Source organism: Parasphingopyxis lamellibrachiae (assembly GCF_003385775.1).
In the GTDB taxonomy this organism is placed as follows: domain Bacteria; phylum Pseudomonadota; class Alphaproteobacteria; order Sphingomonadales; family Sphingomonadaceae; genus Parasphingopyxis; species Parasphingopyxis lamellibrachiae.
The window spans coordinates 516,511-540,107 of sequence record NZ_QRDP01000004.1 but is presented as its reverse complement, the minus strand read 5'-3'; the positions used below and the strand labels follow the sequence as shown (position 1 = coordinate 540,107).

General features: G+C 59.5%; 21 protein-coding genes. 9 read left to right on the top strand and 12 right to left on the bottom strand.

Going from position 1 to position 23,597, the window contains the following annotated elements:
- Window positions 1-40: 40 nt before the first annotated feature.
- Window positions 41-1,087, bottom strand: a complete 1,047-nt coding sequence (locus DFR46_RS02755; protein ID WP_147297601.1) for a polysaccharide deacetylase family protein — start codon at window positions 1,085-1,087, stop codon at window positions 41-43.
- A 16-nt stretch (window positions 1,088-1,103) separates the two neighbouring features.
- On the bottom strand, window positions 1,104-2,786 hold the full coding sequence (locus tag DFR46_RS02750; protein ID WP_116237110.1) for a sensor histidine kinase: 1,683 nt from the start codon (window positions 2,784-2,786) through the stop codon (window positions 1,104-1,106).
- Between the two features lie 166 nt (window positions 2,787-2,952).
- On the opposite strand from DFR46_RS02750, the gene DFR46_RS02745 reads away from it, so the two are divergent.
- Window positions 2,953-3,438, top strand: a complete 486-nt coding sequence (locus DFR46_RS02745) for an Lrp/AsnC family transcriptional regulator (protein WP_116235066.1) — start codon at window positions 2,953-2,955, stop codon at window positions 3,436-3,438.
- 34 nt (window positions 3,439-3,472) lie between these two features.
- On the opposite strand, the gene DFR46_RS02740 is transcribed toward DFR46_RS02745, so the two are convergent.
- Together DFR46_RS02740 and DFR46_RS02735 are read right to left on the bottom strand one after the other, a co-directional pair.
- Window positions 3,473-4,741, bottom strand: a complete 1,269-nt coding sequence (locus DFR46_RS02740; protein WP_116235065.1) for a tetratricopeptide repeat protein — start codon at window positions 4,739-4,741, stop codon at window positions 3,473-3,475.
- A 105-nt stretch (window positions 4,742-4,846) separates the two neighbouring features.
- Window positions 4,847-6,169, bottom strand: a complete 1,323-nt coding sequence (locus tag DFR46_RS02735; RefSeq protein WP_162843379.1) for a tetratricopeptide repeat protein — start codon at window positions 6,167-6,169, stop codon at window positions 4,847-4,849.
- A gap of 200 nt (window positions 6,170-6,369) precedes the next feature.
- Here DFR46_RS02735 and yaaA point away from each other — a divergent pair, with 200 nt between their 5' ends.
- The 4 genes from yaaA to DFR46_RS02715 all read left to right on the top strand — a co-directional run bounded on the left by yaaA (window position 6,370) and on the right by DFR46_RS02715 (window position 11,696).
- Window positions 6,370-7,128 (top strand): peroxide stress protein YaaA, encoded by a 759-nt coding sequence (yaaA, locus tag DFR46_RS02730; protein WP_116235063.1) that lies wholly within the window; start codon window positions 6,370-6,372, stop codon window positions 7,126-7,128.
- A 148-nt stretch (window positions 7,129-7,276) separates the two neighbouring features.
- A complete protein-coding gene (gene gyrA, locus DFR46_RS02725; RefSeq protein ID WP_116235062.1) occupies window positions 7,277-10,000 on the top strand; it encodes a DNA gyrase subunit A in 2,724 nt (907 codons plus the stop codon).
- Entirely contained in the window at window positions 9,990-10,844 is an 855-nt protein-coding gene (locus tag DFR46_RS02720; protein WP_116235061.1) for a TauD/TfdA dioxygenase family protein, read from the top strand. The genes gyrA and DFR46_RS02720 overlap by 11 nt, the downstream gene beginning before the upstream one ends.
- A 45-nt stretch (window positions 10,845-10,889) precedes the next feature.
- Window positions 10,890-11,696 carry a hypothetical protein gene (locus tag DFR46_RS02715; RefSeq protein WP_116235060.1) on the top strand — a complete coding sequence of 269 codons (807 nt, stop codon included), beginning with the start codon at window positions 10,890-10,892 and terminating at the stop codon, window positions 11,694-11,696.
- On the opposite strand, the gene DFR46_RS02710 is transcribed toward DFR46_RS02715, so the two are convergent.
- Window positions 11,693-12,367 (bottom strand): lysoplasmalogenase family protein, encoded by a 675-nt coding sequence (locus DFR46_RS02710; RefSeq protein WP_116235059.1) that lies wholly within the window; start codon window positions 12,365-12,367, stop codon window positions 11,693-11,695. The genes DFR46_RS02715 and DFR46_RS02710 overlap by 4 nt on opposite strands.
- A 98-nt stretch (window positions 12,368-12,465) precedes the next feature.
- On the opposite strand from DFR46_RS02710, the gene trmFO reads away from it, so the two are divergent.
- On the top strand, window positions 12,466-13,824 hold the full coding sequence (gene trmFO, locus DFR46_RS02705) for a methylenetetrahydrofolate--tRNA-(uracil(54)-C(5))-methyltransferase (FADH(2)-oxidizing) TrmFO (RefSeq protein WP_116235058.1): 1,359 nt from the start codon (window positions 12,466-12,468) through the stop codon (window positions 13,822-13,824).
- Here the strand turns inward: trmFO and DFR46_RS02700 are convergent.
- The 3 genes from DFR46_RS02700 to DFR46_RS02690 are packed head-to-tail and all read right to left on the bottom strand — an operon-like array spanning window position 13,821 to window position 16,342.
- Window positions 13,821-15,125, bottom strand: a complete 1,305-nt coding sequence (locus tag DFR46_RS02700; RefSeq protein ID WP_116235057.1) for a M20/M25/M40 family metallo-hydrolase — start codon at window positions 15,123-15,125, stop codon at window positions 13,821-13,823. The two genes, trmFO and DFR46_RS02700, sit on opposite strands and share 4 nt — an antisense overlap.
- A 36-nt stretch (window positions 15,126-15,161) precedes the next feature.
- On the bottom strand, window positions 15,162-15,623 hold the full coding sequence (locus DFR46_RS02695) for an EF-hand domain-containing protein (RefSeq protein ID WP_116235056.1): 462 nt from the start codon (window positions 15,621-15,623) through the stop codon (window positions 15,162-15,164).
- 56 nt (window positions 15,624-15,679) lie between these two features.
- Window positions 15,680-16,342, bottom strand: coding sequence for a squalene/phytoene synthase family protein (locus DFR46_RS02690; RefSeq protein WP_116235055.1), 663 nt, complete (start codon window positions 16,340-16,342; stop codon window positions 15,680-15,682).
- Window positions 16,343-16,475: 133 nt separating this feature from the next.
- Here DFR46_RS02690 and DFR46_RS02685 point away from each other — a divergent pair, with 133 nt between their 5' ends.
- The 3 genes from DFR46_RS02685 to DFR46_RS02675 are packed head-to-tail and all read left to right on the top strand — an operon-like array spanning window position 16,476 to window position 19,290.
- Complete coding sequence (locus DFR46_RS02685) at window positions 16,476-18,023, top strand: pilus assembly protein (protein ID WP_116235054.1); 1,548 nt, start codon at window positions 16,476-16,478, stop codon at window positions 18,021-18,023.
- Window positions 18,020-18,637, top strand: a complete 618-nt coding sequence (locus tag DFR46_RS02680) for a TadE/TadG family type IV pilus assembly protein (protein ID WP_116235053.1) — start codon at window positions 18,020-18,022, stop codon at window positions 18,635-18,637. Before DFR46_RS02685 ends, DFR46_RS02680 begins: the two co-directional genes overlap by 4 nt.
- The gene (locus tag DFR46_RS02675) at window positions 18,637-19,290 is read left to right on the top strand and encodes a TadE/TadG family type IV pilus assembly protein (protein WP_116235052.1); all 654 of its coding nucleotides are present in this window, start codon (window positions 18,637-18,639) and stop codon (window positions 19,288-19,290) included. The genes DFR46_RS02680 and DFR46_RS02675 overlap by 1 nt, the downstream gene beginning before the upstream one ends.
- Before the next feature lie 36 nt (window positions 19,291-19,326).
- Here the strand turns inward: DFR46_RS02675 and DFR46_RS02670 are convergent, their stop codons facing one another.
- The 4 genes from DFR46_RS02670 to eno all read right to left on the bottom strand — a co-directional run bounded on the left by DFR46_RS02670 (window position 19,327) and on the right by eno (window position 23,578).
- Entirely contained in the window at window positions 19,327-20,706 is a 1,380-nt protein-coding gene (locus DFR46_RS02670) for a pyruvate dehydrogenase complex E1 component subunit beta (RefSeq protein ID WP_116235051.1), read from the bottom strand.
- Window positions 20,706-21,812 carry a pyruvate dehydrogenase (acetyl-transferring) E1 component subunit alpha gene (pdhA, locus tag DFR46_RS02665; protein ID WP_116235050.1) on the bottom strand — a complete coding sequence of 369 codons (1,107 nt, stop codon included), beginning with the start codon at window positions 21,810-21,812 and terminating at the stop codon, window positions 20,706-20,708. Before pdhA ends, DFR46_RS02670 begins: the two co-directional genes overlap by 1 nt.
- Window positions 21,813-21,894: 82 nt before the next feature.
- Entirely contained in the window at window positions 21,895-22,206 is a 312-nt protein-coding gene (locus tag DFR46_RS02660; protein ID WP_116235049.1) for an FtsB family cell division protein, read from the bottom strand.
- Between the two features lie 94 nt (window positions 22,207-22,300).
- Window positions 22,301-23,578 (bottom strand): phosphopyruvate hydratase, encoded by a 1,278-nt coding sequence (eno, locus tag DFR46_RS02655; RefSeq protein WP_116235048.1) that lies wholly within the window; start codon window positions 23,576-23,578, stop codon window positions 22,301-22,303.
- Window positions 23,579-23,597 lie beyond the last annotated feature (19 nt).

The window sequence follows — 23,597 nt, the reverse complement described above, 5'->3', positions numbered from 1 at the left end:
CGCCCAAGGCAAGCCGCTAATCTTGCACAGATCGAATAGATCAGCTCCCGGATCGCGCCCGATCGGCCGCGGCAACAATCTCGGCGGCGCGAACAGCCGTTACGCCATGGCGCGCAAAGAGTTCAAACACACCGTCCCACCAGGCATAAAAGGCCCTAAGGTCTGCGGCATCGCGGACGTAGGGCGTATGGCCCGGCACCACAGAGGGAGAATGATAGGACAGGCCGATGACCGGCATGCCATCGTCGATCAGCCGTCTGATCGCCTCTAGGGCCAGGTTGAGAGGATAATCCTCCGGCGTCAGCGAAACGCGTTGCAGCAGGCGCGTCCGCGCAAGGAATGTCCGCCACAGGGGAATTGTATCCCCCAGCGAAAACAGCCCCATGCCGAATTTTCGAAGCGGGCCGACAAATGTCGATGTCAGGGGCAGTTCAAGCAGGCTCCGGGACGTCCCCGCCCAAAAAGGCTCAGTGAGGAACTTCGAGAAATCGGGACCGCCCTCGCCCGAATAATCAAAGAGAGCGCGCGCCGAACTGTCCATCCGATACCCGGCTGCTTCGAGCAGCCGCGCACTATGTTGGCCGATGCCATATCGACCGGCGCGGTACAGGGTGGGTCGCTGGCCGACCTGCTCCTCGATTCGCGCGGTCAATCGCTCCAGCTTGGCGCGTTGCAGGTCCAGCGGAAGGTTTCCGGTAAAGCTTGTATAGCCGTCGTCCGGACCTTCCTGGAACGGTGGATTGACCCAGGGATGCAACTGCGTGCCGATCTCGCAACCGTCCTGCTCATGCATTTCGCGGATAATGGCCGCGCTGCGATCGTTATCGACGATCGGATAGTCGACCATATAGGCAGGAAGTGCCCCGGCCTCGCGAAAGAAGCGCTGGGCTTCCGGAAGGCCTTCCATCGCCGTAACGGATACATTGTCCCGGCTTAACGGCTGTTCCCAGTCGAATTCTTCCTCGGTATCGACGAAAATGACGAAATGCTGTCCAAAATCTTCGGGAAATCGGGCATGCGCACGGCTGTCTGCCGGCCGGTCTATACGGCCCACGCGCCGTTCGGCGCCTTCATAGGATGCGTTCACATTACCCCGGTCTTGATTATCTGCCCCGTTCACCCGGCAAGGCGCTAGCATCTTTTGCCGGCAATCGCAGAACAAAATTTTCCGGTTCGATATCGAGAGCTCCCTCAACCTCTTGCGCGATATTGCGAACGAGCCTGAGCGCGAAGCCGAGACCGAGGGCCGGCGCATCGGGCCAATCGCCATCGGGAGAATAACCGGGGTCGAGCAGAGCCGCTTCGGACTGACCGCGCAACAATGCCGGCCGCTCGAATGTGACGATGACCGCCCCTCGCCGCCCATCCGTTTTGCAACCGACCGCGATCGTCTCTCCTGCGACAGCTAGTCCTACCGTAGAAGACAATAGACGCTCCACCATGCGCTCGACGGCGATCGAGTCCGCCGACAGTACCGGCAGGTCTTCCTCGATGCGGATGGCCAGCGTTACGCCCCGCGCCTGGGCCTGTGCGGCATAGACATCGTGCAACCTTTGCAAAATCCCGACAATCTCGACCGTTTCGCTGTCAAAGCTCAAACGATCCGTTTCGGCCCGTGCGGCCGTATCGATATCTTCGATCGACTGCAGCAGGCGGGTGGCTTCTCCGGCAATGGCCGTGGCGCGTTCCCGGTACAGCGTGGAGACCGGCCCGAGCAGCTGGCCCTCGATCATCTCGGAGAAGCCGACAATCGCATTGAGCGGCGTCCGCAGCTCATGAATGAGCTGACGCAGGGAGTCCGGCTCCAGGCTCGAACCGAACAATCCCTCTGGCGGCGCGACACCGGTCTTTGCGTCTTCGTCACGGCGAGGACGGCGGGCCATGCCGCGATAGCCGGCAAAACGGCCATCCTCATCGCCGAAAAACGGCACTGCCGAAATCCGCCAGGCCCCGGATGCCGGCCCCTCGCCCGCAACGATCAACCGGGCGTCGCGAAACGGTGCCCGCTGGCGGAAGGCTCCGGCAGCATGGCCATCGACGCCGAAATCGAGCGCGTCCGCGCTGAAGGCAATCGTCTGACCGATCAACGGCCCGCGCGGCGCGCCCTCAACCCATCTGACTACGCCGTCGGGTCCGGCCTCGAACCGGAATTCGGTAACTGGCGGTGCGTCGACAGCCGGAGCCCTGCCGCTGTCCCGCGCAGTACGAAAAGCCTCAATCCGCTCGACAAGCGTCCTGATCTGCTCGAAGTTCCCGCGCTCGTCATTCTGCCCGGGCAAGTCCGGAATCGCGTCCGCCGTGCCAAGTTCGAGGACATCGGCGGTTCCCGCGCCAGGTTCAGCCGCCCGGTCTTCGAGGATCATATCCGCCGCGCCATACTGGTCCAGTGCTTCGCGCACCTTCGGTTCCAGGTCCGAACGGTGCCTGAGCAGCGCTCTGGAGCTTGGCCGCATTTTCGGCAGAAGGTCGATCCAGTCTTCGGAATCCAGAAACGACCCCATCAGAACGGGACGCGCTATCTCTGGCGTGTCTTCGGCGAAATGCGCACACAGCCATCCCGGGATATGCCGTCCGGCAAGGGAGCGCGCCGCTTCCGCCCGTATGGCTGCCGGAACATCGCGTTGCCATTCATCGAGCAAGGCGAAGGCGTGGATGTGATTCGGATCGAGAGCGACATCCTCGCGCTGGGCGAAAACGTCCACCAGTTGGCGCCAGGCCGATATGCGTGCGTCAACCGTGTCGCGCGGCTGCGCCATCACCGTTGTCAACATATCGTCAAATCGCATCGAAATCCCCATTTCGGGTGACAGCTACCCTCGCGAACACCGGCATCTCAGATAGCTTTTGCAAATGGTTAACGAAAGCTGCCTTTTCGACCCGTGCAATACTGGGACAATTGCTTTTGCGAGACACATAATTATAATAGCGGTCAGTTTTCTGAAGGATTAGTCTATGAAATCCGCGTCGGCCTCGCTTGACGATATTGACCGCTTGATACTGGCAACGCTGCAGGATCAGGGCCGTATCACGAATGTTGAACTGGCCCGTCTTGCCGGGCTTACCGCGCCGCCCTGTCTGCGCAGGGTGCGTGCGCTTGAGGATGATGGCGCGATCGAAAGCTATCATGCCAAACTTGATCCCCGGACACTGGGCTACGGAATTACCGTTTTCGCGATGGTCAGCCTCAAGAGTCAGGCCGAAGATGATTTGCGCGCATTCGAAGATCATGTTGCGACCCTGCCGCTGGTGCGAGAATGCCATATGCTGAACGGCGAGATCGATTTCATTCTAAAAATTGTTGCCCGGGATCTTCAGCATTTTCAGGGCTTTCTGACCTCCGGCCTCACCACAATCCCGAATGTGGAAAGCGTGAAAACGTCGCTCACGATCCGCACTTCCAAATCGCTTCCCGGCGTACCTGTCGACATCGATACCTAGAATCTTCTTCCAGCAGAGGGTTCGCGAACAAATATTACTCGCTGGCAGCGGCCTCCTGAGCCACCGGTGCCGAAGTGGCACGCGGCATATCGACATATATTCGCCACAAACGGGCGATTGACGCGCGCGGACCGACGACCTGATCGAGCGCAGCTCGAGCGCCAGCAGCATCGCCTGTACGGGCTAGCGCCATACCCAGTCTGATGTTGGCCAGTTCGGTATCTATCGAACCTTTCTCGATCGCCGCGCGATAGAGCGGGATCGCGGCGGCATAATCGCCCAGCGAGACATAGTCGTCTGCTGCCGACATGGCATTCGCCCCTGTTGCAGCCGCTGCGGCAGCCTGGGCACGCCCCGGCAGGGCACTACTAAGGCGCTGCGCTGCAGCGGTTGTCCCGCGATCAAGCGTCGCAATTTCGGAATTGCCTCCGTCGAGCATATTGTTGGCGCGGCCCGCCTGCACAATGCGTTCTATTTCGGCGGGCAGCCGGCGACCATTCGCCACCCGTGCATAGTCGCGGTAATCAAACTCGCCGGTCAATGCACCGGCGGCATCCTGCAATCGCCATAAATCGATCGCGGCCTCGGGGTCTGCCGCATAGGCCGTCCGGTGCTGGATAAGCACGTCTCGCCAGTTTCGCTGGGCCGGATGTTCGGCAAGCATGGATTGGCCATAGGCGCTGATCCGACCGACATCATTCAAACCCTGGGCCATCGAGATGGCCCGGCGATACCAGTCGACCGGCGTCGCCAATCCGGCTGTACGGTGAATTTCAAACGCCCGGTCGACCAGAGTCAGAGCACCCGCATGGTCGCCGGCTTCATCCACCAGGCTTGCCATCGCGACATATATCCGGGGGTTGCTGGTTCCTGCATTGATCGCGGCCTGCAGATCAGTACGGGCCGCATCGCTGTTTTGCGCGTGATAGGAAATGCGGGCACGATGATAATAGAGGTTCGCGCGCTGCTCCACGCCGATCAACGGACTGGCAAGCAGCGCGTTGATCGCCGTCACCTGCGCGGCGGTGTTGAACGTCCGGTTCGCTACATCAAGCTGCATGGTTGCCAGAACGTAACGGTCGCCATCTGTTTGGGCGGCAGTGGCGGCCTGGTTGAGAAAATTGGTTGCGGCCGGAAAATTGCTCTGCGCAATTGCCGCCTGCGCCTGCTCGGCCGCCTCACGGACGTCGCGGGAAAGAGAATATTGCAGCGTGGCGTCCTGAGCGAAGATCGGTCCAGCGACGGCGATCGCCGCCGTTGCGATCACACCTGCTATTGCCAACCCCTTGAACTTTTTCAGCATCTCCGTCCTCAATCCTTTTCGATCGTCATACTGCGCATAAAGAAATGGGGACGGCGATACTATCGCGCCGCCCCCAATATTCTTCCGCTTGTCCTGCGCCCCGGTCTATTCGGCGCTTGCTGGCTCGGCAGTGGCAGGAGCGGAACTGGCACCGGCCTGTTCGTCCAGCCATTGCAGCCAGAAAGCGGCATGCGGCGCACGATCGCCCGTCACCGCTTCGAATGCGGCCCGAGCCTGGTCGGTCTGGCCCGCGGCATAATATGTCGCACCTCTGCGCAGGTTCACCACGCCAGCGTCAACGCCGCCCTTGTCCAGAGCAAGCTGATATAGCTCAAGTGCTTTGGCCGTTTCGCCATATGACGCATAGGCATCCGCCGTATTCAGGGCCACGCGGCCATTGGCGGAGCTGCGCGCTGCCGTTTCAGATTCTGCAAGGCCCGATCGATCCCCGGCGATATTCTCGGCTATCTCCGATGCGATTTCCTGGTTTGCCGGAATTGCGCCGCCAGCAACGCTGCCCTCGTAAATAACCTGGGCTTCACGCGGAAACCCGCGCAAAGCTGCCAAGCGCACATATTCATTGATGCTGTTCACATCGAGGCCATTGGTTGCACGCATCAGGCGCAGCAGATCCAGATTGGCTTGATCTTCAAGCCGCCCGGCGGTCTGGAACACACGTAACACCTCATTCCAGTTCTGGGCGGTCGGATGCGAACGCAGGAAGGCCACGCCGAATTCTACGACCCGGGGGACATCATTGGTCTGATAGGCCGCCCGGAACGGCACTGCATGCCAGCTCGACGGGATCTCCACGCCAGCCTCTGTCAGCGACTGGAAAGCCCTTGAGGCTGTCGCATATCCGGTAGCATGATCATTGGCGCCGAACTGTGAGTCGGCAAGCCGGATCAGCGCATCGCCGTTGCTCGGGTCGTAGCGCAGCACATTCTGGAAGGCGGTGGCCGCCCTCGCATCGTCGCCGCTACTGGCTGAGGCATTGGCAATTGCCAGCCAGAAGCTGGCGCGGCTCGCAATCGGTACGCGATTACTGGCCAGCGACAGTTCCAGCGCCTGAAGCTGCACGGCCTGAATGCTCTCGGGCGTACCGCCCTGCTGCTGTATCCTGGCTGCATTCTGCAACATCACCTGGCCAATGATAAAACGGTCATCTTCATTCTGGATCAACGGAATCGCGGCCTCGAGCTGCGCCTGAATAGCCGCCGTATCAGCCGGACCGGCCTCGGCTGCATCGGCTTCAAGCGCAGTCTGCGCGGCTACAACAGCGGCGCGGACGCCATCGGACAATTCTCCGGCATTAAACTCTTCAGCTACCTCTGCTTCCTGCAAGGCGGCTACTGGTGCCACCGCAATTACAGTCGAACCGCCAAATATCAGTGCGGCAGCGAGGCTCGTCGTGGAAACCCGTTTCATGTAAAATCTTCTCCCAAAATATCGCATACAACCTGCGTCATGAACTGTTTGCCCCATGCTACTAACGGATGGGACAGAGAACAAGTTGCGATCTGTCCCGATATATGTGGAGGATCGCCACTGAACCCTTCTTGAACCGCTCGTTTCAAACAGACAAATGGGTTTTTGACGCCGCCAGGGGAAGCCGCTAACCGGTCGCCATGCTCATACTGATTTCCCCCGCAAAATCGCTTGATTTCGACAGCGAAATTGGTTCGGTCGCAGCGACAACGGCCCGTTTCCCGGAAGAAACGCAGCGTCTCGTTTCGGCTGCATCGAATCTCTCGAAGAAAAAGCTGCAACAGATAATGCCTGTTTCAGACAAGCTGATCGCACTCAACCACGGCCGGTATCGTGATTTCTGGGATCAACCCGAGCGCGCGGCGATCTATGCCTTTTCAGGCGATGTCTATACGGGTTTCGAAGCGAAAACGCTCGGTAATGAGGCCATCCGCTTTGCACAAAGCCATCTGCGCATCCTGTCGGGCCTTTACGGGCTCCTGCGCCCGCTGGATGCGATTCGCCCCTACCGGCTGGAAATGGGAACAAGATGGGCGCCGCGATACAAGAAGCTGACCGATTTCTGGGGCGACAAGATTGCCGCTGTCGTGGCTGCGGATCTGGAGGCAAACAGTTCGGACACCATTATCAACCTTGCGAGCCAGGAATATTGGGCTGCCGTGAACGGCGCCGACACCCTTGAGGACAAGCGCGTTATCACCATTGATTTCCGTGAAGAGGGTCCCCAGGGCCTGCGTTTCAACAGTTTCGAAGCCAAGCGGGCGCGAGGCATGATGGCCCGGTATATCTGTGAGCACGCACTTGCCGAGCCCGAGGCGATCAAATCCTTCGACAGCGATGGCTATCATTACGTTGAGGATGGCTCCGACGACGATAACTGGCGCTTCGTCCGCAGTTAGCGGAGGTCGGTCACAAAACCGCATTCTCGGCGTATTTCGCAACGGACGCGACACACGAACATCTGTGGATAAATCCGGCTTTCTGCTCGCTAATTTCCTGCAGTTTTGCTAGGGTTTTCTCGACTATTTCATATTGGAAAGTAACGCTTTGAGCGACGACCAGACCGTGTTGGCCAGTCCATCGGACATCAGCCCCATCAACATCGTTGATGAGATGAAGACAAGTTATCTCGACTACGCGATGAGCGTGATCGTGTCGCGCGCCCTGCCGGACGTTCGCGACGGGCTGAAACCCGTTCACAGACGGATACTCTACGCCTGCCAAGAGGGCGGATTCGTTCCCGGCCGGCCCTACCGCAAATCGGCCAAGATCGTCGGCGATGTGATGGGTAATTATCACCCGCATGGCGACAGCGCGATATACGACGCCCTTGCCCGCATGACGCAGGACTGGTCGCTGCGTGTGCCTCTGATCGATGGTCAGGGCAATTTCGGCTCGATGGACCCCGATCCCGCCGCCTCGATGCGCTATACCGAAGCGCGGCTGAACAAGGTCGCGATGACCCTGCTCAACGATCTCGATAAGGACACTGTCGATTTCACACCCAATTACGATGGATCGACAAGCGAACCGCAGGTCCTGCCCGCCCGCTTCCCCAATATTCTCGTCAATGGCGCGGGCGGCATTGCCGTCGGCATGGCCACCAATATCCCGCCCCATAATCTGGGCGAAGTACTCGATGCCTGCAGGGCCTATATCGCCAATCCTGCGATAACCAATGCCGAACTGATCGAAATCGTCCCTGCCCCGGATTTCCCGACCGCACCGCTTATTCTCGGGCGTGGCGGCGCGCGCTCTGCATACGAAACGGGCCGTGGCTCGGTCATCATGCGCGCACGCCATACGATTGAGGAAAAGGCTGGCGACAAACGTTCCATCGTTTTAACGTCCATCCCTTTCCAGGTCGGCAAATCGGGTCTGGTCGAGAAGATCGCGGAAGCCGCCAAGGATGACCGGATCGAGGGCGTTGCCGATATTCGCGACGAATCGAGCCGCGAAGGCGTTCGCGTCGTAATCGAGCTGAAGCGTGCAGCCACACCCGAAGTGACGTTGAACCAGCTCTGGCGGCATACGCCTGCGCAATCGAGCTTCCCGGCCAATATGCTCGCCATCCGCGGCGGCCGACCTGAAACGCTGATGCTGCGTGATTTTATCCAGGCTTTCGTCCAGTTCCGCGAAGAGGTCATCACCCGGCGCGCCAAGTTCGAGCTGTTCAAGGCGCGTGAGCGTGCGCATCTGTTGCTCGGCCTGGTCGTCGCCGTCACCAATCTCGACGAGGTCGTCCGGATCATCCGGGGTTCGTCAAACCCCGCCGAAGCCCGCGCGGCCCTGCTCGCCCGCGAATGGCCGATCGGGGAAATCCGTCCCTATATCCAGCTGATCGAAGCCGTCGAAACTGCGGTCGAAGGCGATGTCTACAAGCTCTCCGAGGAGCAGGTCCGGGCCATTCTCGAACTGCGCCTGCACCGTCTTACCGCCCTCGGCCGGGACGAGATCGGCGCCGAGCTCAAAGAACTGTCAATCAAGATTGCCGAATTGCTCGATATCCTTGGCGATCGGGCGAAACTCTATGCCGTCATGCTCGAAGAATTTGACGAAATTTCCGAGCAGTTCGCTACGCCGCGCGTTTCGGAAATCACCGCCGGCGATTTCGATATCGAAGATGAGGATCTTATCGCCCGGGAAGAGATGGTCGTTACCGTCACACATTCCGGTTATATCAAACGTACCCCGCTCGACACCTTCCGTGCGCAGCGCCGCGGCGGCAAAGGCCGGTCCGGCATGGCAACCAAGGATGAGGATGTCGTGACCCGGCTCTTCGTCACCTCGACGCACACACCGGTGCTCTTCTTCTCGAACAAGGGCCAGGTATATCGGATGAAGGTCTGGAAGCTGCCCGAAGGCGGACCGCAAACCAAGGGCCGGCCGATGCAGAATCTCCTGCCGCTGGCCGAGGACGAATTCATCCGGACCGTGCTGCCGCTTCCCGAAGATGAAGCGGAATGGGAAAAACTGCATGTGATGTTCGCCACGGCGCAGGGCAGTGTCAGGCGCAACTCGATGGATGCGTTCGAAAACATCCCGTCGAACGGCAAGATCGCCATGCGCTTTGCCGAAGACAGCGACGACAAGCTGATCGGCGTCGCCCTGCTCAATGAAAGCGACGATGTTCTCCTCGCCACGCGCAACGGCAAGGCGATCCGCTTTGCCGCAACCGATGTACGCGCCTTTGCCAGTCGGACTGCAACCGGCGTCCGCGGCGTAACCCTGAAGGATGATGACGAGGTGATCTCGCTTTCGGTTACCGGCGCGACCGGAACGGTGATCGAGGAACGCGATGCCTATCTGAAGGCTGCGCCCTGGAAGGATAATGACAACGCGCCTGAGCTATCCGAGGAGCGGATGACGGAAATGACGGAGGCCGAGCAGTTCATCCTCACGGTTTGCGCCAATGGCTATGGCAAGCGCTCCAGCGCCTATGAGTACCGTGTCACGAAACGCGGCGGCCAGGGCGTGGTCAATATCGACAATATCAAACGCAACGGCAAAGTCGTGGCCAGCTTCCCGGCAGGCGACGGCGATCAGGTCATGCTGATCACCGATCAGGGCAAGCTGATCCGCATGCGCGTCGGCGATGTCCGCGTCATGGGGCGCAGCACGGCGGGTGTGACGTTACTCGATGTCGCCAAGGGCGAAACCGTGGTTGGCGTTGCGCTGATCGACGAAGAGGATGAGCCCGAAGACGCAGCGGAAGAAGCCGTAGCGGCGGAGATAGCCGAGGGCGAACAGACGGAAACCAGTGACGATTAAGGTCACCCCTTCGGGCCAGGCCTGCGGCGCTACCGTCACCGGTATCGATCTTTCGCGGCCACTTTCCGACGCGGCGATTGCCGAGATCCGATCCGCCTGGCTCGAACATCATGTCCTGTCTTTTCCGGATCAGACGCTCACCGACGACGATCTCGAGCGCTATACGCTGTATTTCGGTCCGTTCGGCGAGGATCCGTTTATCGCCCCACTGCCGGAGCGTAAACATATTATCGCCGTGCAGCGCGGTGCGAACGAAACTGCGCCGCTCTTTGCCGAAAACTGGCACACCGACTGGAGCTTTCAGGAACACCCTCCGGCCGGAACCTGTCTCTACGGGATCACGATCCCGCCGATGGGCGGCGATACGCTCTATGCGAACCAGCATGCCGCTCTCGACGCAATGCCCGCCGACTTGCGCACCCGGATCGATGGCCTTCAAGCCATCCATTCGGCACAAAATGCCTATGCGCCCGACGGTACTTATGGCGATGCCGACAAGGCCAAGGGCCGCTCCATGGATATCCGCCCTTCGAGCAAAGCCGAAGCGACACAGCTCCACCCGATCATCCGCGATCATCCGGAAACCGGTCGTAAAGGCCTGTTCAGCTGCATCGGCTATATCGCGGGGATCGAGGGCATGGCGCAGGAAGAGGCCCTGCCCCTGCTCATGGAACTCTACCAGTGGCAGACCCGCGACGAATTCGTCTATCGGCACAATTGGGAACCCAACATGCTCGTCATGTGGGACAACCGCTCAGTGCTCCACCGCGCAACCGGCGGCTATGAAGGCCATGACCGAATCCTCCACAGGACCACGATAGGCGCGTATCGCCAAGCGCGGTAATCGCCCGCTATCCTTACCCGACCAATAACTGAATGGGCGGGCTTCATGCGCAATATGCTGGCAATTCGGAAAGTCATTGATGCCAAAAGCCTTCTCGTCAGCGGTCTTGCCATTGCCTCGACATGGGCCTGTTTGCGCTATGGAGTCACGGCGAATTTCCCCCTTACGCTGATAGCCACGGCCATCGTCTTTCCGATCGTGTTCGCCATCGGTCACGCATTCAAACGCCGCGAAAATGCGCTCGACGATTATGGGATCATAAAGGCCCATGGCCGGGCGATATATTTCGCTGCGCGGGACTGGCTGCCTGAACGCGATGACGCACGGTTGCGCAGGATTGAAGTCATTCTGGGCCATCTTCTCACCGGGTGCCGCGACATGTTCAAAAGTCCGCTGAGCGAAATGCCGGTGCATGAGCGCCAGATCTATGTAGCATTTTCAGAGCTGTCCGACTTTGTAAAACGGATGCGCAATGAAGGCCTGGCATCGGGCGAATGTTCGCGGTGCAACCAGTATATCAGCAAGATGATCGTCTCGTTCGAGCAGATCAAACATATCTACCAGTATCGCACGCCACGCACGCTCAACGCCTTTAGCGACTTTTTCATCGTCGTCCTGCCGGTGCTGTACGGCCCCTATTTTGCGCATGAGGCCGAAGAATATTCCATGGCCCTGGTCTATGTGATGCCGATACTCTTCTCGATCATCCTTGTCGGGCTTTCCAATATCCAGGAGCATCTGGAAGATCCGTTCGACCAGATCGGCGAAGACGATGTTGCGATCAACGCCGAAAAATTCGTTGCCCTGCTCGCCTGTGAGACCGGCGACTGCGCTGAGGAACCGGCGACCTAGGCCTGCGTATCAGTGGCCAGCGTCCGCACCACGCCCATCGCGATCATCGCCTGCCCTGAGAAATAGAGCGGCCAGATCAGCAGGCCGGGAAGCATGGAGCTTGCGAGCGGCCCCATGCGCGCAAAAATGAACAGGTCGGAGATCACAAAGAATATGGCGCCAATCCCGACAGTGAAGCGAGAGAAACGGCTGGTCCATGCGAGCGCTGCCATCAGCGCCAGCGGCGCGGCATATAAAGCGATGCCGGCCGCACTGCTGCGATCCGCTGGCAGGGACCAGGAAAGCCAGATCACGATCGGCACCAGCAGTATCGCGAGCAATTTCTGGCTGAAGCTCGTCTGCAACCTGCGGTTCCGGAAATAGAGAGTAATCGCGATCACGTGCCCGGCCATGAAGGCCATTCCACCCTCGACTGTACCTGTAGTTTCCAGCACCACATCGCCGGTCGCGCCAAGCGCCATCACCAGCGCAAGCAGCGCGCCATCGAACGAGCGCGCCTGCATCGCCGCCCAGACAGCCAGCAGGCCGACCCCCGTTCCCTTCCAGACCGTCAGCAGAGCCGATGGCTCCATCATGCGCGATGCCAGATAATAGCTGATACCGGCAAGCAGCGCCGCAATCAGGACGAGCGACACAAGGCCACCGGCTTTTGTTGATGATTCTTCGGTCATGCTGTCCTACAGGCCCCTGTTGCTTGAACGCCTTGTACCAAGCGGACCGGGCAAGGCAACGCATCCAGGTTTACCGGTTAGTTTTGAGATATTGAATCATGAGCGATCATCAGATCCATATTATCGGTGGCGGCCTGGCCGGATCCGAAGCCGCATGGCAACTTGCCGAACAGGGCGTGAAGGTGCGCCTGTCGGAAATGCGGGGCGGCGGCGATATGACACCCGCGCACCAGACGGACGGATTGGCGGAACTCGTCTGTTCGAACAGTTTCCGGTCCGACGATGCAGAGCGCAATGCGGTTGGCCTGCTGCATCAGGAAATGCGGGACCTGAATTCGATCATCATGCGCTGCGCGGACGAACATAAAGTACCGGCCGGATCGGCGCTGGCCATGGACCGCGATCATTTCTCGGACGCCGTAACCCGAACCCTCTCGGAGCACCCGAATATCGAGATTGTCCGCGAGCGGATCGACAGACTGCCTGAAAGCGGCCTCACCATCGTCGCGACCGGCCCGCTTACGGCGCTTTCGCTCGCTGAAAGCATCGGCGCTGCGACAGGGGCAGACGCCCTCGCCTTTTTCGACGCCATCGCGCCCATCGTCCATAGGGACAGCATCGATATGGATATCTGCTGGAAGGCCGCGCGCTGGGGCAAGGGCGGCGACGATTACATCAACTGCCCGATGGACAAGGAACAATATCTCGCATTCCATCAGGGTTTGCTCGACAGCGAGAAAACCGAGTTCAAGGATTGGGAAAAGGACACGCCTTATTTCGAAGGTTGTATGCCGATCGAGGTTATGGCGGCGCGCGGCATCGATACGCTGCGCTACGGCCCGATGAAACCCGTTGGCCTCGACAATCCGCACGGCGCCACGCCTGAATTTCCAGAGGGCCGCTGGGCCCATGCGGTCGTCCAGCTTCGGCAGGACAATGCGCTCGGGACGCTCTGGAACATGGTCGGTTTCCAGACCAAGATGAAGCATGGTGCACAGGTCGAGCTGTTCCGTACAATCCCGGGTCTCGAAAAGGCTGAATTCGCTCGGCTGGGCGGGCTCCATCGCAACACCTTCATCAATTCGCCCAAGCTTCTCGATAGCGAGATGCGCCTGGAAAGCGCGCCGCATATCCGTTTCGCCGGGCAGATCACGGGATGTGAAGGTTATGTCGAAAGCTCAGCGGTTGGCCTGATGGTGGGGCGCTATGCAGCGGCGGAACTGCGCGGAGAACCATTGCCTACGCCGCCGGCGGAAACTGCACTGGGAGCACTGCTCAGTCATATTACGGGCGGTGCCGACGCCCGGGACTATCAGCCGATGAATATCAATTTCGGGCTGTTCCCGCCCTTTGCGGAAAAGGTTCACAAGAAACAGCGCAAGGAAGCCATGACGGCGCGCGCGCGCAGCGCAATGGCCGCATGGCTCGCCGAGATCGACCGAAAAGCCGCTTCCTAATCCCCGGCGAGCTCGGCTTCGGCGATCAGCAGAGCCAGCCCGCGCATCGTACATGCGGGCACAGTGCCATCATCTTCCCAGTATTCATCGAGCGAATGGGCCCGCGCGCTCGTTCCGCAGCGGCTGATGGTGATCGCCGGGATACCGAGCGAAATCGGAATGTTGGAATCGGTCGAAGAAGCCGTAAGCACCGGAGTGATCCCATCGGCCTCGAGCAATGCCCGGGCCCGCTGGACGAGCGGCAACGCCGGATCGCTTTCGCCGGCCGGGCGGCTTCCTATCGGTTCGATGGTCATGGTCAGGGGGTCGCTATCGCCGCGAACGGCGTTTTCGGCCTCCAGGCCTTCGGCCATTGCTTGCTGGAACACCGCTACAAGCGCCTCAAGCCTGGCCGGATCGCCAGACCGCATATCGACCTCGAACCAGCTCTCGAACGGAATCGAGTTAACCGACGTACCGCCACCGGTACGGCCGATATTGTAGCTGGCGCGCGGTCCGTCCTGCGTGATCGGGCGCGCAGCATTGACGAAGCGCGTTATCGCCCGGGCGGACGCATGGTGCGGGTTGGCATCGCCAAAATCGCCCCAGCTATGGCCGCCTGGCCCGTTAAGGGTTACCCGAAAGCGGGTTGACCCCACGGCTCTGGTTACCAGCCTTGCATCATCGCCTCCGTCGATCGCGATGAAACTATCGGGCCGGTTGGCGGCATCCCGGAAAAGATGGCGGACGCCCCGCAGATCGCCAAGGCCTTCTTCGCCGACATTACCGACAAGAATGATGTCGCCCTGCGTCCGGATGTCCGCCGCCGCAATCGCCGAAGCGATCTGGAGCAGCATGACGGCCCCGCGCGTATTGTCCCCGATCCCGGGTGCTGTGTAGCGATTGCCTTCGACCTGAACCGTTACGTCGGTTTCCGCGGGAAACACCGTATCGAGATGCGCCACCATCATCACACTATGGGTTGCGGCAGCGCCGGGACGATGGGCCACGACATTGCCAGCATCATCTATAGTGACTTCGCCGAACCCGGTTGCGCGCATCATATCCGCAAACACGGCGGCACGAGCCCCTTCACCAAAAGGCGGAGCCGGCACCTCTGTCAGCGTTATCAGATTCTGCAGATGCTCATCATGGCCTGCCGCAATATGAACAAAGGCGGCCGCCATCCGGGCATCTTCGCGAAGATTCGCAATCTGGGACTGATAGGTCGCCATTATCGGAGCCGCCTCGTCCTGAAACGCGGAAAGCGGTGTGAGCGGGAGCGCGAGAAGGCCGGCGCAGGCAATAAAGCATGTTTTCATAGCGCAACTGTTTCGCGCCAGAATGCTCCCGTCAACTCAACAATTGCATCGCGAACGGCTCGTCGGCGATCGTCGTTGCCGTGTCGTTGCAAATTCTTCCGGTGTCAGCGCGCCGGACCCATCCCCATCCGCACCGGCAAATCGGTCGCTGGTTCGCACCGCCCATTCCTCGAACGTCAGATAATTATCGCCATTGGTGTCGAGCTGACGAAAACTGTTCGTACGGCTGCTCATCATCTCGGTCCGGGTAATTGCGCCATCTCTGTCTCGGTCATAACGGCCAAAGCGCCTCTGTTCGCGGGTCAGCTCCGTGGCTTCGGGCGGTGGAGGCCCCGTCCCCTCCGGTTCGCCGGCCGTCATGGGATCCGGCCTTTCTGTTTCCGGCGGCGGTGCGGCGGGTGGCGGCGCCTCGTCCTGCCGGGCCACGGTTTCCCAAATGAACAGGCCTGCAGCGATCAACAGCATCGCAGAGAGCACTCCGGCGAAATAACGGCCCATGACCAGACCTCCTTTCTCGCCGATGTTAGCGCGTAAACCGCGCCGGACAAAATTCCCTAACGTCCGGTCAAACCGTGCCATGCCATGCGCGCAACCCTGACCGGCGATCCCTGCCGGCGCGGGCGGCGGCTAACGGCATCCCGGCGCGCGAGCATGGCAAGTGCGCCCAGCGGCCGCAGCGAACGAGGCCAACGAGTTTTTCCGGCGTCGTCGAACATTTTCCTGGCCATGGCTCGCGCCTCGGATCGGGCATCCGCATCGCTGATCCGACTGGAAAGGTCGGCGAGTGCCCAACCCCGCCCTGCGGCGGTAACAAAGGGTTCAGCACTGCCGGAGAGAATTTCGGCCGAAAGCGTAAACAACCGACCGCCCCGCTCATTTGCAAAGCGATCCAGCTCCTGGGCCTCGAGCGGCTCCTGCAACAGTGCGTGCCAGCCCTCGGCCATCGCTCCCCATTCAGCGGCGTCACTTCGCGTTGCTTCGATCGCCCCGGCCACCTGCTCCAGCAACGGCTCGGCTTTCGCGCCCTCATCCGAGATCGCAATTGCCTCTCTCCACCATAATAACCGCATTTCGCCAATCGTCGTCTCGGTCGTTCCGGCGACAATCGCCCCGAATCTCTCATCCAGCCTCCAAAGTGTCCGCAAATGAGGGCGTATCGGCGCTGCTGCGTAGCTTAATGCAAGTTCGCGCTCGGGGTCGGAGAGAGGTTCGGTCATTGGAAACGTCCTACCTAAGCGGGCCAACATGGCAAACATCCCGTTAACCTTCATGCGAGACCTCTGTTTAAGTTTGTCCGTTCATAACGATCTCAAATGTCCGTGAACTGTGCCGCAACGGTAGGGGTGAATAATGCATATCTGGCCGAAGAAGAAAGCATCAGGGCAAGCCGCCAAACCCGGCACTTTCCTGACGCGCCTGCTGCATGACAGCCGTGGCAACACACTTGCCATGGCTGGTGCCGCGCTTGTCCCGATTGCCGGCATGATCGGTTCGGGGCTCGATATGAGCCGGGCCTATATGGCGCAAGCCAAGCTCCAGAATGCGTGCGACGCCGCCGCTCTCGCCGCCCGCCGGGACATGTCAGGGGAAACCTGGACAACCAGCGCCCGTGCGGAAGGCGAACGCTTCTTCGATTTCAACTTCCCGTCCGGAACGATGAATTCGCAGAATGTGACGCGCACGGTTGCCCAAAGCACAACGGACGGTGCGACCGTCAATGTGACGGCCAGCGCCGACGTGCCGACGACGGTGATGTCGCTCTTCGGCCGCGACACAATCGCGATCAGCGTCGAATGCGACGCCAATCAGGATTACGGCAACAACGACATCATGGTCGTGCTCGACGTCACCGGATCGATGAGCCGATCACCAAGCGGCGGCGGCGCATCGAAAATCAGCCGTTTGCGGACAGGCGCCATGGGCCTGTATCGCGCGCTTGAAGGCGCATCGAACACACGTACGCGCTTTGGTTTTGTGCCCTATTCAATGAACGTGAATGTCGGCAACCTTTTGCGGAATCGCGATATTCTGCGGGATACCTACTATCCGAAACGCAACTATGTCTGTACGCGCTACTGGTCCAACGGATCATGTCGCAGCGGCTCATATCAGTACGAGCTCGAAGCCGTAAATATCCTTGATACGGAATGGGCCAACGGCTCCAACCAAAACCGCAGTATTCGCGACTGGCGTAGGAATGGCAGCGCATGCGTTGAGGAGCGCCCGACGATTGGCAACGACTTCAATGACGGCGATTTCGATATCGACCTCACCGTCACCAGGGATGATATCGATCTCATTGCGCGAAACAACAATGACACCGATCGGCAATGGGGCCGCTGGGACCCGGACGAGAATGACTATGACGATGATGGCGTTTGCCCTTCGCCGGCAACTCGTCTGCGTACCTATGGGAATGAAACTGGCTACCAAAACGCAGTCAACAACGCGACGGCGATTGTAAGCGGCAACACTTATCATGATCTGGGCCTAATGTGGGCTGCTCGGCTGCTTTCCTCGACCGGCATGAATGCATCGCGCAACCCGGAAGAGTTTAACGGCGTTCCCGTCGCCAAGCATATCGTGTTTCTGACCGATGGCGATCTGGTTCCTACAAGCAGCAACTATTCAAGCTATGGCAACTATAATTTTGATCGTCGATTGACGGGAAGCGGCAGCCAGGAAAATCGCCATATCGCGCATTTCCTTTCTTCCTGTAACGCTGCGAAATCCATGGGCATGACGATCTGGGTCATCGCGCTGGATATTAGCGACACCGACGAAATCGAGCCATGCGCAACCAGTAGCGGACATTTTTTCGTTAGCGACGGCTCCGATCTCGAAGAGGTATTCGAACGTATCGGTGCCGGTATCGGTCGGTTGAGGCTGACTCAATGAGAAGGCCTGCTTTCACTATTCGCGGGCTTGCCCGCGACGATCGTGGTATCGCAGCCGTCGAGTTCGGTATCATCGTGGTGCCGCTGATGATCGTCCTGCTCGGTGCGCTCGATCTCGGCTATCAGAGCTATGTCCGTGCCCAGCTTCAGGGCGTGTTGAACGATGTTGCCAGGACGGCGACCGTCGAAAACCCCAATTTCAGCGGTTATACCGGAGCTTCGATTGAGGATCGGATCGAGAATGCAATCAAGGAGCGGGTGAACAACATCGCCCGCCGTGCGACCTATACGGTCGAGCAATCCAGTTTCTATGAGTTTTCAGGCGTCGGCAACGCTGAAAAGCTGCTGACCGACTATAACGGCAATGGCGCCTATGACACTGGAGATTGCTTCGAAGACATAAACAATAACGGCGCTTTCGATACCGATGCGGGCGATGCCGGACGGGGCGGCGCCGACGATGTCGTCTATTATGAAGTGACAATCACCATGCCGCGCCTTGTGCCGGTGGCGACGTTGATAGGCGTACCTCAAAACTACACGATCACCGCACGAACCGCGGTCCGTAACCAGCCTTTCGCCGACCAGGCCATTCCTCCAACGGTGTGTGCATAATGACGAGCAGAAAACATCTCAGGCGATTTGCAGCTTTCCGCAGGTTGAAAAAGGACAGCGAGGGCGTTGCCCTGATCGAGTTCGCATTCTCGCTGCCTATCCTGCTTGCCCTGATTTTCGGCGGGCTGGAAACTGCGAACTTTGCACTCGCGCATCTCCGCGTCAGCCAGATCGCCATGACCGTCGCCGATAATGCAGGCCGCGTCGACACGACCATCGACGAAGCCAATATCCGGGAAGTTTTCGCCGGCGCAGACCTTGTCGGCGAGGCCATCGATTTCGAAGCAAATGGCCGTGTCGTGCTATCTTCGCTGCAACCCAACAACCGTTCGGGATCGCAGGAAGGGCAGATGATCAACTGGCAGCGCTGCATGGGTCAGTTGACCAGCGTTGACCCCGCCTATGGCGAGGAAGATGACGGCCGCTACAATGATTCACTGGAAGACGGGATGGGCCCGGCGGGCAACAAGATCGTTTCAGCCGAAGGCACCGCCGTGATGTTTGTCGAGGTAACCTATGACTATCAGCCCTTGATACCAACCATGGGCATCCTAGGCACCCGTCAGATCCGTTACGAAAGCGCCTTCAACGTCCGCGACCGGACGAACCAGGACATCACGAACACGCAGGGTCTCACTGTCGCCAGCTGTTAGCAAAGGCCGGACCAAGACAGCTCTGGCGGACAGAGATCAGCGGTAGGACACGGCCTTCGCGGCAGCGACCACCTTGTCGGCATCGACAAGCGCCAGCGTTTCGAGATTGGCCGCATAAGGCATGGGCACGTCCTCATTGGTTACGCGCATCACGGGCGCGTCGAGATCGTCAAACCCCTCTTCCATGCAAATAGCCGCAATTTCGGAAGCTATCGAACAGGCCGGCCAACCTTCCTCGACCACGACCATCCGGTTGGTCCGCGAGAGGCTTTCCAGCACGGCAGCCTTGTCGAGCGGCCTGAGAGTCCTGAGATCGACGATATCGGCTTCGATGCCTTCCTCAGCGAGTTTCTGAGCCGCTTCGAGCGCAATACCGACGCCAATCGAATAGGAGACGATCGACACGTCGTTGCCAGACCGCACGGTGCGCGCCTTGCCGATGGGAAGCGCATAGTCATCGAGATCGGGCACTTCGAAGCTCTGGCCATAGAGGAGCTCATTTTCAAGGAAGACAACCGGGTCTGTTGTGCGGATCGCCGATTTGAGCAGCCCCTTGGCGTCCGCCGCTGAATAAGGCGCAATCACGATCAGGCCGGGAACCGCGGCATACCAGGGGCCGTAATTCTGACTGTGCTGTGCACCGACACGGCTCGCCGCGCCATTGGGGCCGCGAAACACGATCGGGCAGCGCATCTGGCCGCCGGACATGTAATTGGTCTTGCCCGCGGAATTGATGATGTGATCGATCGCCTGCATCGCGAAGTTGAAGGTCATGAATTCGACGATAGGCCGCAGTCCGCCCATCGCCGCGCCCGTTCCGATACCGGCAAAACCATATTCGGTAATCGGCGTATCAATAACCCGCTTGTCGCCGAATTCGTCGAGCAGGCCCTGGGTGACCTTGTACGCGCCCTGATATTGGGCGACTTCTTCGCCCATCACAAAGACCCGCTCGTCGGCGCGCATTTCTTCCGCCATCGCATCGCGCAATGCTTCGCGCAGAGTCAGCGTGACCATCGCCGTGCCTTCGGGAATATCGGGATCTGCAGCCCGGGCGACCGTTTCGGGTTTCGTCAGTGGCGGGTCATCCGCCTCCGGTTCGGCAGTTTCCGCCGAAGCGGGTTGAGGTGCGGGTTCGCTTGCAGGTGCCGCTTCGACGCTATCGGCATCTTCGCCTTCTTCAGCGAGTATTGCGATTACAGCACCAACAGCCACTTCATCCGTGCCTTCGGGCACGACGATCCTGGCCAGCACACCTTCATCCACGGCTTCGAATTCCATCGTCGCCTTGTCGGTTTCGATCTCGGCCATGATGTCGCCGGCACTGATCTCATCGCCTTCCTTGACCAGCCATTTGGCCAGTGTGCCCTCTTCCATGGTGGGAGACAGGGCTGGCATTTTCAATTCGATAGCCATCAATACTGCTCCACCAGAACGTCCGTGTAGAGCTCGTCCGGATGCGGCTCAGGCGAACTTTCGGCAAAATCCGCGGCCTCGGCCACGATTGCCTTAATCTCCTTGTCGGTCGCTTTCATGTCTTCTGCGCTTACGCCAGCGGCCTCCAGTTCTTTCTTGATCGCTTCGATGGGATCGGATTTTTCGCGCACCGACTGCACCTCTTCGCGCGACCGGTATTTCGCGGGGTCGGACATGGAATGGCCGCGATAGCGATACGTCTTGAGTTCCAGCAGGATCGGCCCCTTGCCGCTCCGTACCCAGTCCAGCGCAACTTCTGCTGCGCCGCGCACTTCCAGAACATCCATGCCGTTGATCTGCAGGCCGGGAATGCGGAAGCTCTCGCCGCGGCGGTACAGCTGATCTTCGGCGGAGGAGCGGTTGACGCTCGTCCCCATTGCATATTGGTTGTTCTCGATCACGAAGATGATCGGTAGCTTCCACAGCTCCGCCATGTTGAAGGCTTCATACACCTGGCCCTGGTTCGCGGCGCCGTCGCCGAAATAGGCCAGGCATACACCGCCATCGCCCCGATATTTATGCGCGAAGGCGAGGCCCGAGCCCAGCGGCACCTGCGCGCCGACAATGCCGTGCCCGCCATAGAAACGTTTCTCGACGGAGAACATGTGCATCGAACCGCCCTTGCCCTGCGCAATGCCGGCGGCACGCCCGGTCAGTTCAGCCATGATGACCTTCGGATCGAGCCCATAGGCCAGCATATGGCCATGATCGCGATAACCGGTAATCACACTGTCCTTGTCATTGTCGAGCGCAGACTGCAGGCCGACAGCGACCGCTTCCTGGCCGATATAAAGATGGCAGAAGCCGCCGATCAGGCCGAGCCCGTAGAGCTGGCCAGCCTTTTCTTCAAAGCGCCGAATAAGCAGCATCTGACGATAATATTCGAGAAGCTCATCTTTCGACGCCGTGTAGCGGTCAGGTTCAGCGGGGCGCTCCCTATTGGGAGCCGCCGGTGCCGCGGATTTGCGTGCCGCCGATTTGGCGGGCGGCTTTTTCGCGGGGGATTTGCGCGGAGCGCGTTTCGGTGACGCCGGTGCCTTGGCCAAGAGTACGGCCTTTCCTGTTGCTGATTGTGATTTTGGATATGGCCGAGCGTTACCGATTCCGCAACGTCACCGGAAGGGAAAGTCAGTCAATAACGACAATATGCTCATCTTCGCGAACCTGCCCCGTATTCCGGCGCACGAGTTCATCGGCAAAATCCGGATCGACGCTGTTCGGGTTGAGCAGCTCTACGCGATTGGCAAGCCGATCACGTTCCTCGTTGAGCTGGGTGAGTTCAACCTCCCGTTGATCGTGCAACCGCGCATAATCGCCCCAGGCAAACAGCCCGTTCGGCCCAAGCAGCGCATAACCGGCAAAATTCGCGATCACGAGAATCCCCAATGCCGGCGCTGCGGCGGAGCGCAGAATGTTAGCGAGGGATCGTGTGCGGGTCATGCCTATCTTGAATCACAAGCGACTCGTGGATTCAAGGGGCATTCGTTCATTGTTGCGTTTTTGCGACGAATGGAATCTGGCGAGCGATGGGTGGTTAGCCGCGCAAAATCTCCCGCCCTGCATAATGAGCGACGCTGCCCAGCTCTTCCTCGATGCGGATCAGCTGGTTGTATTTGGCAAGACGGTCAGATCTCGCAAGGCTGCCGGTTTTGATCTGGCCGCAATTGGTGGCAACGGCGAGGTCGGCGATGGTGGCGTCTTCGGTTTCGCCCGAGCGGTGCGACATTACGGTCGTGTAGTTTGCCCGGTGCGCCATATCGACCGCTTCAAGCGTTTCCGTCAACGTGCCGATCTGGTTGACTTTGACGAGCAGCGAATTGGCCAGGCCTTTCTCGATGCCCATCGCCAACCTTTCGGGATTTGTGACGAACAGATCATCGCCGACCAGCTGGACTTTGTCGCCGACCGCATCCGTCAGCGCTTTCCAGCCCTCGAAATCGTCTTCGGCCATGCCATCTTCGACCGAAAGGATCGGATATTTGCGGCACAGATCGCCAAGATAGGCGGCCATCTCTACCGGCGAGAGGGTAACCCCCTCACCGGACATCACATAATTGCCGTCCCTGAAAAACTCGGTCGCCGCACAATCGAGCGCCAGCATCACATTCTCGCCGGGTTTGTAACCGGCCTTTTCGATTGAGCTCAGGATGAAATCGAGCGCATCGGTTGTCGATCCGATATTGGGCGCGAAACCGCCTTCGTCTCCCACTGCCGTATTGTGCCCGGCATCATGCAGCTCTTTCTTGAGCGTGTGAAAGATCTCTGCGCCCCAGCGCACCGCCTCGGCCAGGGTTTCCGCACCGACTGGCATAACCATGAATTCCTGGAAATCGATCGGATTGTCGGCATGCTCGCCGCCATTGATGATATTCATCATCGGCACCGGCAGTGTGGCTGCCGATGTACCGCCAACATAGCGATAAAGCGGCAGCCCCCGCGCCTCCGCCGCAGCTTTGGAGACGGCGAGACTGACTCCCAGAATCGCATTCGCACCCAGCCGCGCCTTGTTCGGCGTGCCGTCGAGATCGATCATCGCATGGTCGATCGCGAGCTGCTCTTCGGCATCCGCATCGCGCAGCATATCGGCGATTTCGCCATTTACCGCCTCAACCGCTTTCAAAACACCCTTCCCGAGATAGCGATCCTTGTCGCCATCGCGCATTTCATTGGCTTCATAGGCACCGGTTGATGCGCCGGATGGAACGGCGGCGCGACCAAAGCTGCCATCTTCGAGCGCCACATCAACTTCAACGGTAGGGTTTCCGCGACTATCAAGAATTTCACGGGCACGGATGTCGGCAATAGCGGTCATTGGATAAGCCTTTTCAGAA

Bases quoted from the DNA above. Each gene is read 5' to 3' on its own strand.
- DFR46_RS02660 (WP_116235049.1), bottom strand. From the start codon at position 22,206: ATGACCCGCACACGATCCCTCGCTAACATTCTGCGCTCCGCCGCAGCG.
- DFR46_RS02690 (WP_116235055.1), bottom strand. From the start codon at position 16,342: ATGACCGAACCTCTCTCCGACCCCGAGCGCGAACTTGCATTAAGCTAC.
- DFR46_RS02695 (WP_116235056.1), bottom strand. From the start codon at position 15,623: ATGGGCCGTTATTTCGCCGGAGTGCTCTCTGCGATGCTGTTGATCGCT.
- DFR46_RS02715 (WP_116235060.1), top strand. From the start codon at position 10,890: ATGCGCAATATGCTGGCAATTCGGAAAGTCATTGATGCCAAAAGCCTT.
- DFR46_RS02670 (WP_116235051.1), bottom strand. From the start codon at position 20,706: ATGGCTATCGAATTGAAAATGCCAGCCCTGTCTCCCACCATGGAAGAG.
- DFR46_RS02740 (WP_116235065.1), bottom strand. From the start codon at position 4,741: ATGCTGAAAAAGTTCAAGGGGTTGGCAATAGCAGGTGTGATCGCAACG.
- DFR46_RS02735 (WP_162843379.1), bottom strand. From the start codon at position 6,169: ATGAAACGGGTTTCCACGACGAGCCTCGCTGCCGCACTGATATTTGGC.
- DFR46_RS02685 (WP_116235054.1), top strand. From the start codon at position 16,476: ATGCATATCTGGCCGAAGAAGAAAGCATCAGGGCAAGCCGCCAAACCC.
- eno (WP_116235048.1), bottom strand. From the start codon at position 23,578: ATGACCGCTATTGCCGACATCCGTGCCCGTGAAATTCTTGATAGTCGC.
- trmFO (WP_116235058.1), top strand. From the start codon at position 12,466: ATGAGCGATCATCAGATCCATATTATCGGTGGCGGCCTGGCCGGATCC.
- DFR46_RS02710 (WP_116235059.1), bottom strand. From the start codon at position 12,367: ATGACCGAAGAATCATCAACAAAAGCCGGTGGCCTTGTGTCGCTCGTC.
- yaaA (WP_116235063.1), top strand. From the start codon at position 6,370: ATGCTCATACTGATTTCCCCCGCAAAATCGCTTGATTTCGACAGCGAA.
- DFR46_RS02675 (WP_116235052.1), top strand. From the start codon at position 18,637: ATGACGAGCAGAAAACATCTCAGGCGATTTGCAGCTTTCCGCAGGTTG.
- DFR46_RS02745 (WP_116235066.1), top strand. From the start codon at position 2,953: ATGAAATCCGCGTCGGCCTCGCTTGACGATATTGACCGCTTGATACTG.
- DFR46_RS02750 (WP_116237110.1), bottom strand. From the start codon at position 2,786: ATGCGATTTGACGATATGTTGACAACGGTGATGGCGCAGCCGCGCGAC.
- DFR46_RS02700 (WP_116235057.1), bottom strand. From the start codon at position 15,125: ATGAAAACATGCTTTATTGCCTGCGCCGGCCTTCTCGCGCTCCCGCTC.
- DFR46_RS02680 (WP_116235053.1), top strand. From the start codon at position 18,020: ATGAGAAGGCCTGCTTTCACTATTCGCGGGCTTGCCCGCGACGATCGT.